This window comes from Bacteroidota bacterium (assembly GCA_034439655.1).
Taxonomy (GTDB): domain Bacteria; phylum Bacteroidota; class Bacteroidia; order UKL13-3; family UKL13-3; genus CANJUD01.
In genome coordinates this window covers 1-8,989 of sequence record JAWXAU010000124.1, presented here as the reverse complement: position 1 = coordinate 8,989, position 8,989 = coordinate 1, and the positions used below count along the sequence as shown (strand labels likewise).

The 8,989-nt window shown below is 36.3% G+C and carries 10 protein-coding genes and 1 pseudogene; 8 read left to right on the top strand and 3 right to left on the bottom strand.

Annotated elements, in window-relative coordinates; translation table 11 throughout:
* Positions 1-365 precede the first annotated feature (365 nt).
* On the top strand, positions 366-1,256 hold the full coding sequence (locus tag SGJ10_08795) for an NAD(P)-dependent oxidoreductase (GenBank protein ID MDZ4758221.1): 891 nt from the start codon (positions 366-368) through the stop codon (positions 1,254-1,256).
* 37 nt (positions 1,257-1,293) lie between these two features.
* Positions 1,294-1,449: a hypothetical protein gene (locus SGJ10_08790; GenBank protein MDZ4758220.1), complete on the top strand. Its 156-nt coding sequence runs from the start codon at positions 1,294-1,296 to the stop codon at positions 1,447-1,449.
* Between the two features lie 771 nt (positions 1,450-2,220).
* Here the strand turns inward: SGJ10_08790 and SGJ10_08785 are convergent.
* Genes SGJ10_08785 through SGJ10_08775 form a run of 3 tightly spaced genes read right to left on the bottom strand, consistent with a single transcriptional unit; the run spans position 2,221 to position 5,759 of the window.
* Positions 2,221-4,122 carry an ATP-dependent DNA helicase RecQ gene (locus tag SGJ10_08785; GenBank protein ID MDZ4758219.1) on the bottom strand — a complete coding sequence of 634 codons (1,902 nt, stop codon included), beginning with the start codon at positions 4,120-4,122 and terminating at the stop codon, positions 2,221-2,223.
* Complete coding sequence (locus tag SGJ10_08780) at positions 4,123-4,449, bottom strand: cytochrome c (GenBank protein ID MDZ4758218.1); 327 nt, start codon at positions 4,447-4,449, stop codon at positions 4,123-4,125.
* A complete protein-coding gene (locus tag SGJ10_08775) occupies positions 4,446-5,759 on the bottom strand; it encodes a HAMP domain-containing sensor histidine kinase (GenBank protein MDZ4758217.1) in 1,314 nt (437 codons plus the stop codon). Before SGJ10_08775 ends, SGJ10_08780 begins: the two co-directional genes overlap by 4 nt.
* A gap of 103 nt (positions 5,760-5,862) precedes the next feature.
* Between SGJ10_08775 and SGJ10_08770 the strand changes: the two genes are divergently transcribed.
* The 6 genes and pseudogenes from SGJ10_08770 (at position 5,863) to rpmA (ending at position 8,684) form a co-directional block, all read left to right on the top strand.
* Positions 5,863-6,315, top strand: coding sequence for a hypothetical protein (locus tag SGJ10_08770; protein ID MDZ4758216.1), 453 nt, complete (start codon positions 5,863-5,865; stop codon positions 6,313-6,315).
* On the top strand, positions 6,312-7,406 hold the full coding sequence (gene rpoN, locus SGJ10_08765; GenBank protein ID MDZ4758215.1) for an RNA polymerase factor sigma-54: 1,095 nt from the start codon (positions 6,312-6,314) through the stop codon (positions 7,404-7,406). Before SGJ10_08770 ends, rpoN begins: the two co-directional genes overlap by 4 nt.
* A 93-nt stretch (positions 7,407-7,499) precedes the next feature.
* A pseudogene (locus tag SGJ10_08760) lies at positions 7,500-7,727 on the top strand (type II toxin-antitoxin system Phd/YefM family antitoxin).
* On the top strand, positions 7,727-7,987 hold the full coding sequence (locus tag SGJ10_08755) for a Txe/YoeB family addiction module toxin (protein ID MDZ4758214.1): 261 nt from the start codon (positions 7,727-7,729) through the stop codon (positions 7,985-7,987). Before SGJ10_08760 ends, SGJ10_08755 begins: the two are co-directional and overlap by 1 nt.
* An 85-nt stretch (positions 7,988-8,072) precedes the next feature.
* Positions 8,073-8,387 carry a 50S ribosomal protein L21 gene (gene rplU / locus SGJ10_08750; protein ID MDZ4758213.1) on the top strand — a complete coding sequence of 105 codons (315 nt, stop codon included), beginning with the start codon at positions 8,073-8,075 and terminating at the stop codon, positions 8,385-8,387.
* A gap of 30 nt (positions 8,388-8,417) precedes the next feature.
* Positions 8,418-8,684 carry a 50S ribosomal protein L27 gene (rpmA, locus tag SGJ10_08745; protein ID MDZ4758212.1) on the top strand — a complete coding sequence of 89 codons (267 nt, stop codon included), beginning with the start codon at positions 8,418-8,420 and terminating at the stop codon, positions 8,682-8,684.
* Positions 8,685-8,989: the final 305 nt, after the last annotated feature.

Below are 8,989 nucleotides of genomic sequence, written 5' to 3'. Positions count from 1 at the left end.
CTATTAATATTAAACATCTAAATTTCAAAAGGCAGTCTGTATACAGGCTGCCTTTTTTGTTTACGACTTACCCATCATTGCGAGGAACGATGCAATCTTGTTGTAGTAAATATTTAAGAACAAGGATTAACGAATGCTTCCGCCACGGGTGGATTAGAAGTATTAAAAATTTCATAAATCAAATTCGCCGCGGCGAATTCATTCCTTGTTCTTAAATCTTTTGACATTTTGAGTTTTCAAATCTATTCACCACTAGCACCAAACAGCCACTAGTGTTAGTGAAATGTTATTGTTGCAAGCAATCTTTTAACTATATATCCAAACTAATATTCCAAAGTCCACAAATCTGTTGTTGATTTGCACCTATGAAAATTTTGATTACAGGAAGCAATGGATTGCTTGGCCAAAAATTACTGGACAAGCTGCGAAATAATAATGATATACAATTAATCGCCACAGCCCAAGGACCCGACAGATATCCATTCAACGAAGGATACATATATGATAGTTTAGATATAACAAACGAGTTCAATGTAAAAACTATCATACAAAAACATAAACCCGATTGTATTATAAACACCGCTGCCATGACCAATGTGGACGCCTGCGAAACCGACCATGAAGGCTGCGATAAACTCAATGTACATGCGGTAAAATATTTGGCACAAGCCGCAGAAGAAAACAAGGCACGCCTCATCCACCTCAGTACGGATTTTATATTTGATGGAACCCATGGTCCGCTTAAGGAAGATGAAAAACCTAAACCTTTAAGTTATTATGGAAATAGTAAATATTTAGGCGAACAAATGGTGCAGCAATATTGTAGCAAATGGGCAATTGTTCGTACTGTTTTGGTATATGGCGTAGTACATAATATGAGTAGAAGTAATATAGTGTTATGGGTGAAATCTTCACTGGAAAATGGACTACCTATAAATGTAGTAGATGATCAGTTTCGGACGCCTACACTTGCGGAGGATTTAGCTGATGGTTGTATTGCAGTTGCAACAAAAAATGCCCAAGGCATTTATAACATATCGGGCAAAGAATTTATGAGCATATACGATTTGGCCCAACGCATTGCCGAGTATTGGCAATTGAATAAAAGTTTGATACGCCGTGCTCAAAGTGCTGATATCAATCAACCTGCCAAACGTCCGCCTATTACGGGTTTCAACATAGGTAAAGCAACAGCAGAATTAGGTTATGAACCACATAGTTTGGAAGAAGGTTTGGAGAGTTTACATTTGCATTGATTTATAATTTTCTTATACTTGAACTTGCTAATCTATTATGAAAAATAGAGAAACTACACCTCAAGATTATTTGAAAAAGGTAAAAATACCTGTTGAGCACAAAGAACTAGTATGGGAAAGAATAGAGAAAAGCAAAAAAGATCCAAGTAAAATGCTAGATTGGGATGAGGTTTCCAAAACTCTTAAATCCTAATTTTAGTGACCTTTAAGGTTCAAATTAATCAAGATGCTTTGCAAAATATTCAAGAAGCCACTTATTGGTATAATGGGCAATAAAAGAATTGGTTAATCTTTTTAAAAAACAAGTAAAAACCCAAATTGAATGCACTTAAAAATCATCCCTTTGCATATTCAATCCGCTACATGAATGTAAGATGCTTGCTTATAGAAAAAATTCCATTTATTGTTCATTATGTAGTTGATGATGAAGAAAATAATATTATATTTTTGCTGTCATTCATACCAATCGTAACCCGAAAATAAGGGAAGAATGAGGAATTTGATAAGAATATATAGATTTTGCATCTGCATTGATTTTTAATTATTTTTGCAATTCATAAATTAGAACCATTTATATAATTTCAAGAAACATGCTGACTCCGATACTGATGCTGAAATAATCAAAGAAAAAACAGAAACTGGTCTTGACATATCAGAAACTTTTTACAGAATGGGGGGAGAAATTAGCAGCAAAAGCAGGTCTATACATCGTAATGACAGACCGCGATATAAACATGAAAATTATGGTAATAATTTTTAATTGATTAATTAAGGCATATTTGTAGTCGAGACACGGACATACTTTTGGGTCTTTTGTCATCCCTCCTGATAGCTATGGGGAGAATGAGGGGCCTATTTGGTTAGAGTTTAGCAACGTGCCATAAGAAGCAGTATATTTCTCTCCCGCAAGTTTGCGAGAATATATGACAAGATATAGGGGTGGTTCCACCCGACTACCTGTAGCTTACTTCACACAAAGTTTCGCATCCACCACCAACAATTCTCCATCATCCAAAAGTTTTCTGATAACAGCCAAGCGTTCGTTTTTAATATGGCTGGGTTGGTTGTTTACCAAGTCAGCAATCGTGGTGGGATTATTATATAATAGTTTTAATAATTTTTCTTCGCTGCTTTTATTATTGTCGAGTTTTTTTCTGTTGGCTATACAATTGTCGCAGATACCGCAGGGTAGGAGGATGCCTTCATCTGCAAAATAATCTCTAATATAATTGCTTCTGCACTCATCCACAAGTTTGGTATATTCTAGCATTTTTGTTTGCCGAGTTATATAAGTAGTTTTTAGAAAATTGATGAGTTGCGTATCCAGTAATAAATCTTCTTTTTTAATACGATCTTCCAAAAAATATATTTGTGGATTGTCTTTGCGTGGCGTATAGTCTAGCACTTCGAGCTTTTTGAGTTTGTTGAGCAGTTCAATAACTTGTGCCGTTGTCCATTTTATTTTGGCCGCAATTTGTTCTTCTTGTATGATGATATAATGATCTAAAATCCCTCCATAACTGCGTAGCAAAAATTTGAGCAAAGTATCATATACAGGGTTTTCAACTTCCAGTTTATATAAAGTAAATTCATCCGAAAGTATCATCACTTTTGAAGGTTCGTGGATGGCATCATTTAGTTTTAACCATTGATTTTGCTCGAGAATTTTTAAAGCGGAGTAAGTTGTTTGTGTATCATAGTTATATTTTTTGCAAAAGGCTCCAATTTCAAAATCGTAACTACTATATTGTCCTTCGCCCCAAGGAATCATTAATTGGGAACACAAATGATTATATACTTCTTGTATAAAACTAAACTCAGGAAAACGCACGGCTTGCATTTCTTTTTTCTTTTCTTCATCAGCAGGATGGGTGAGCAAAACTGCAAATGATTTATTGCCATCACGACCCGCACGGCCAGCTTCTTGGTAGTATGCCTCTATCGAGTCGGGCATTTCGTAATGTATAACGAGTCGCACATCGGCTTTGTCGATGCCCATACCAAAAGCATTGGTGCAACACATAATTCTAATTTTATTCTGCAACCAATCATTCTGTTTTTTTTCGCGTTCTATCATAGTTAATCCCGCATGATAATAATCTGCTTGGTAACCATTTTTGTTTAATAGTAAAGCAATTTCTTTGGTAGCTTTTCTATTATTGGCATATAATATAGTAGTACCTATTATCTTATCTACAATTTGTAAAAGCTGTCCCGTTTTGTCATCGGTTTCTCGCACCACATATGATAAGTTTGCACGTTCGAAAGAACTTTTATATATAATAGGATCTTTGAGCCAAAGTTTTTCAGCAATGTCTTTCACTACAGCAGGCGTGGCACTAGCCGTTACTGCAATAATAGGAATATTGGGTTTTATTTTTCGAAGCTCGGCAATTTTCAAATATTCAGGACGGAAATCATAACCCCATTGTGATATACAATGTGCTTCATCTACTGCAATCAAGTTCACATTCATCCTTTCAAACCGGGCTTGAAATACAGGATTTTGTAGGCGTTCAGGAGAAGTATATAGGAACTTAATATCGCCAGCAAATATACAATTATCTAAAATGCGGTCAATTTCTTTTGATGATTTTCCAGAGTAAACTAATTCAGCTTTGATGCCTATTTTTTTTAATCTATCAGTCTGATCTTTCATTAATGCAACCAAGGGTGAAACTACAATACATATACCTTCCATAGCTAAAGCAGGTATTTGAAAACATAGTGACTTGCCTCCACCCGTGGGCAATAGAGCAATTGTATCTTTTGCTGCTATTACCGAGTTTATAATATCTTCTTGTCCTTTGCGGAAAGTATTATAACCCCAATATTGTTTTAATATCTGGTGTAAATCGGGCTGCATTTATTTACGCAGGGTTAGCACATAATCGGCAAGTGCTTGGTATTCTTCCTCACTTTCCAAATCAACTTTGGGCATCGCTTTCTGCCCATTCTTTATTGTATTTACTATTTGGTCTACTGTATATTTTGATGAGCCCAATTTAGCAGAGCCTGCCAGTCCAGCGTTGCCATCAGTGCCATGACAGGTAGTGCAACGCATTAAGAAAAGTTCTTTGCCATCTGTTTTTTTTGCAGATATTGTTGTTTCGGGCCTCGATGTTTGGTTATTGTTTTGTCCGCAGGCAAATATCATCAATGCTAAAAATATTATAATAAAATACTGCTTCATGATAAACCTTGGTTAGGGATGATAATGGTAAAAGTAGTATATACTTTCTCCTCAGACTCTAAACTAACTGTACCCCACAATTTGCCCAAAAGTTCGCGTACCATAAATAAGCCCAGCCCTGTACCTGACTTATTGAAAGTGGCCCTATAAAACATTTCAAAAACTTTTTCCTGGCTTTCTTCCGCTATGCCTATTCCATTATCTGTAAATATAAAAACACCTTGTTTAGGATCGGTATTTATTTTTATATTAATGGTGTGCGTGCCTTTATTGTCGTCGATATATCTAATAGCATTCGAAACAATATTGGTCAATATAATCCTAAGTTTCATAGGGTCGGAGCGGAACTTTTCGGGTTGGTTTATATCTATATCAACAGTTATATTATTGTCTTTTAATAGCGTGGCATGTGCTTCAATAATATCGTCTAATAATTTATCCAATTCAATATTTTCATAATAATTAATTGATTTGGAATTTTTATAATAGGCCAGCATATCACTCACAAAATCATTCATACGCCGCATACTTTTTTCTTGTATTACCATATACTCATGAATGGTATCTATATCTTTTTCTGTTTTGCTCAATTCAATAAGTCCCAGTGCCGAAGATATAGGAGAACGTAAGTCGTGCGAGACAGTGTATACAAATTTGTCCAGATTTTCGTTTAGCTTGTTTACTTTGTTGATACTTTCCATCAGCTCCTCATTTTTTTGTTCGATGGATTTATTTTGTAGGGTCAAACTTTTCCTCAAACTTAATACATTGATAAAATAGGCTACAATCGTGGCAACCAGCACTACAGTTTGAAATGCATAAAAGCCTCTGCTCTCAATTTTTATCTGGTTAGCAAACAAACTAAAGTCGCTTATATATAATGCCAACAAACCTCCAATTGGAATAAATAATGCCACAACCCTTTGCAGAATCTCCTCCTTATTATAATATATAACAGGGCTTAAAAATAAGACGAGCGAAATGTTTTGAATGCCCGCATCTCTACCGAGAATACAAGCTCCCCAGCAAATTGCAAATTGTATAAGCAGAAAGAAATAGAATTTTGAGAGGATAAAAAATCTGAAATAATTAAATACGAGTCCCGCTAGAAATCCGAATGCGAAAAGGGCGATTGTTACATAAATATCATAACTATCGAAAATCAACTTGGCCGCCAAACTAATTGGCAAAGTACAAAAAAATGCGAGAATGCAGGCCTGATTCAAAAAGGCTATTTCTATATCGGCATGTGGGTTGCTGCCGTAGCCAATGCGTTGCAGGCGTTTCCAAAATTGTATTATTATATTCAAGGTTCGGCAAATATATAATAGATTTATAGGTTTAATGCAATAGGGATATACACTATCTGAAAATTATAGATTAAAATTGCAGTGAAATTGTGAATAAGCTTTTATGAGTGGACTAAAACTAAACTTGGATTTTAAACTACAGCAAAAACTGTCGCCTCAGCAAATACAGTTTATTAAATTGCTACAACTCAATACGCTAGATTTGGAAAAGCGTGTGGAGGAAGAATTATTGGATAATCCGGCCATGGAGCAAAGCTTGGACGACGACGACGAAGTGGATGTAAAATTTGGAGAGGATGATGCCAAGGGGATTGAAAATGAGCTGGCCCACGAGGGCGATGAACCTGCAGAGCCTAAAGCAGAAATAGAAAATCAATTGGACGATGAACCTATTGCTGAAACAGCAGAAGATGGCAGCGATGATTTATATGACCTTTCTAATTATGATTATGAAATGGCCGATGGTGACGATTTTCAATTATATGAAGAATCGGATCCCAATGAAGAACGCAAGGAAATGCCCATGCCAGTGCAACTACTTTTCACGATTATCTGACCGAACAGTTTGAAGCGATCGTATCATCAGATAAAGAAGAAATTATAGGGTTGCAAATTATCGGTTCGCTCGACGATGATGGTTATCTCCGTAGGGACTTACCGGCCATCTCAAACGATTTGGTATTTACACAAAATGTAGAATGCAATATCAACGAGCTCGAAGCGGTATTAAAAAAAATACAAAGCCTCGACCCCGCAGGTATTGCTGCACGTAGCTTGCAGGAGTGTTTACTATTACAACTCAAGCGTAAAGATGTAAAAGATTTGGACGTGAAAATGGCCGTCTTGATCATTGAAAAACATATAGATGATTTTACCAAGAAGCATTATGACCGACTTTGCAAACAGTTGAAAATAGAAGAGCCCCAGCTCAAAAGAGCGATTGAGGTTATTATACATCTCAACCCAAAACCAGGAGATATTTCGGTTGCCGATAAAAGCAATTATATCATCCCCGATTTTACGGTGACAAATGAGGGCAATAAACTTTTGGTGCAATTAAATAACCGCAATGTACCTCCGCTCAGGGTAAGCCGTTCTTATATTGACACAATTAAAAGTTACGAAAAAAATCCGAATAACAAGCAGTTGAAGGACTCGATGCAATACGTCAAACAAAAAATTGATGGGGCACGTTGGTTTATAGAGAGCATCAAGCAAAGACATAATACCTTGATGTTGACGATGAATGCCATTGTCGAGTTTCAAAGAGATTTCTTTTTTGAGGGCGATGAACGTTCATTGAGACCCATGATATTGAAAGATATTGCTACCAAAGTGAGCTTAGATATATCAACCATTAGTCGTGTAGCGAGCAGTAAATATGTGGACACGGAGTTTGGGATCTTTCCACTCAAATTTTTCTTTAGCGAAGGCATGACCAATGAAGATGGGGAAGAAGTATCGAACAAAGAGATCAAAAAAATATTGACGGAATGTATAGCTGCCGAAGACAAACGTAAGCCCCTGCCCGACGAGATATTGATGGAGATTTTGAAAAAGAAAGGGTATGGCATTGCACGCCGCACAGTGGCTAAATACCGTGAACAGCTTAATATACCTGTGGCTAGGCTGAGGAGGGAACTATAATTTCTAATTAAATTTGCTTGAAGAAAAATGAGTATGTATTTTTGTACTTATTATAAAAAGTAAAATCATGTTAGCTGCAAATTATTTCAGTTTAGGACAGACCTGAAAAAGTATTTAGATAGGGTAGAACAGGATAATGAAACTCTTGTTATTAAAAGAGGCCTAGGTAAAGGAACTGTTGTTATTTCTTTAGTTGAATACAATTCCATTATGGAGACCATGCATTTATTAAGTTCAAAAAAGAATGCAGATAGGCTATATGAATCTATCAAGCAAATGGATGACGGTAAAGTGGTTAGCAAAGGTTTGATTGAGGAATAATGAGAATTATATTTTCGAAAAATGCTTGGGAAGATTATATCTCCTGGCTAACAGTAGATAAAAATAGCGTAAAAAAAAATAACGAATTAATCAAGAAAATTGAAAGAACCCCCTTTGAAGGCAAAGGGAAACCAGAATCGTTAAAATATGATTTAGCTGGATATTGGTCTAGGAGAATTGATAAAGAACATAGACTAGTTTATAAAGTTGAGGGGAAGGACATACTGATATTTAGCTGCAGATACCATTATGATAAATAAGGATTCAAGCTTCTAAAAAAAATCTCCTCCTCCTATTTGTATTTAAGATTTTAAGCCTTACTTTTGCAGCCCAAAATAAATTAACATGTACGCAATAGTAGAAATCGCCGGACAACAGTTTAAAGTGCAAAAAGACCAATTTTTGTTCGTTCATCATTTGAACGAGAAGAATGGTGCCACTGTTGTTTTCGACAAAGTGTTGTTGGTTGACAACAACGGTAAAGTAAATGTAGGAGCTCCTACAGTTGCAGGTGCCAAAGTAACCGCCAAAGTAATCGCTGATATGATTCAGGGCGACAAGGTTATTGTTTTTAAGAAAAAACGCCGTAAAGGTTACAAACGTAAGAATGGCCACCGCCAACAATATACCAAAATTCTGATAGAAAATATCGCAGCTTAATTTTTATTAACCTTTTAATTAGATACAAACATGGCACACAAAAAAGGAGCGGGTAGTTCGAATAACGGACGCGAATCGCATTCAAAACGTTTAGGCGTAAAAATATATGGTGGTCAATTTGCCACTGCTGGTAATATCATCGTTCGTCAACGTGGTACCAAGCATCACCCAGGAGCAAACGTAGGTTTAGGTAAAGACCATACCATTTTTGCATTGGTTGATGGTAAAGTTCAATTCCGTAAATCTCGGGAAGATCGTTCTTTTGTATCTATAGTTCCTGTAGAAGCTCAAGCATAATCTCAAAAACATTATTATATAACCCTGTCTCGAAAGAGATGGGGTTTTTTATTGCCGTTGGCTTTAGCCAACGGCAATAAAAAAAGCTGAAGCCAACGGCAATAAAAAAGTTTAATAGCTGTCCGAAGTTTGGAACATCAAAGCCGCCCTGTGGCTAGGTAATACCAATTCTTAAACTATAATAGTTCTCCGCCTGTGGCGGCTTAGTTTGTAGAATGGTAATGCCGAACTACATCCCGAAAGCCCCGCTTAATCCCGATAATTATCGGGATGCGGGAGGATTAGTCCCTTTCTTTTGGACTATT

Excerpts from the sequence above, each read along its gene's own strand:
- SGJ10_08795 (MDZ4758221.1), top strand. The coding sequence starts at position 366 with ATGAAAATTTTGATTACAGGAAGCAATGGATTGCTTGGCCAAAAATTA.
- SGJ10_08790 (MDZ4758220.1), top strand. The coding sequence starts at position 1,294 with ATGAAAAATAGAGAAACTACACCTCAAGATTATTTGAAAAAGGTAAAA.
- SGJ10_08785 (MDZ4758219.1), bottom strand. The coding sequence starts at position 4,122 with ATGCAGCCCGATTTACACCAGATATTAAAACAATATTGGGGTTATAAT.
- SGJ10_08780 (MDZ4758218.1), bottom strand. The coding sequence starts at position 4,449 with ATGAAGCAGTATTTTATTATAATATTTTTAGCATTGATGATATTTGCC.
- SGJ10_08770 (MDZ4758216.1), top strand. The coding sequence starts at position 5,863 with ATGAGTGGACTAAAACTAAACTTGGATTTTAAACTACAGCAAAAACTG.
- SGJ10_08755 (MDZ4758214.1), top strand. The coding sequence starts at position 7,727 with ATGAGAATTATATTTTCGAAAAATGCTTGGGAAGATTATATCTCCTGG.
- rplU (MDZ4758213.1), top strand. The coding sequence starts at position 8,073 with ATGTACGCAATAGTAGAAATCGCCGGACAACAGTTTAAAGTGCAAAAA.
- rpmA (MDZ4758212.1), top strand. The coding sequence starts at position 8,418 with ATGGCACACAAAAAAGGAGCGGGTAGTTCGAATAACGGACGCGAATCG.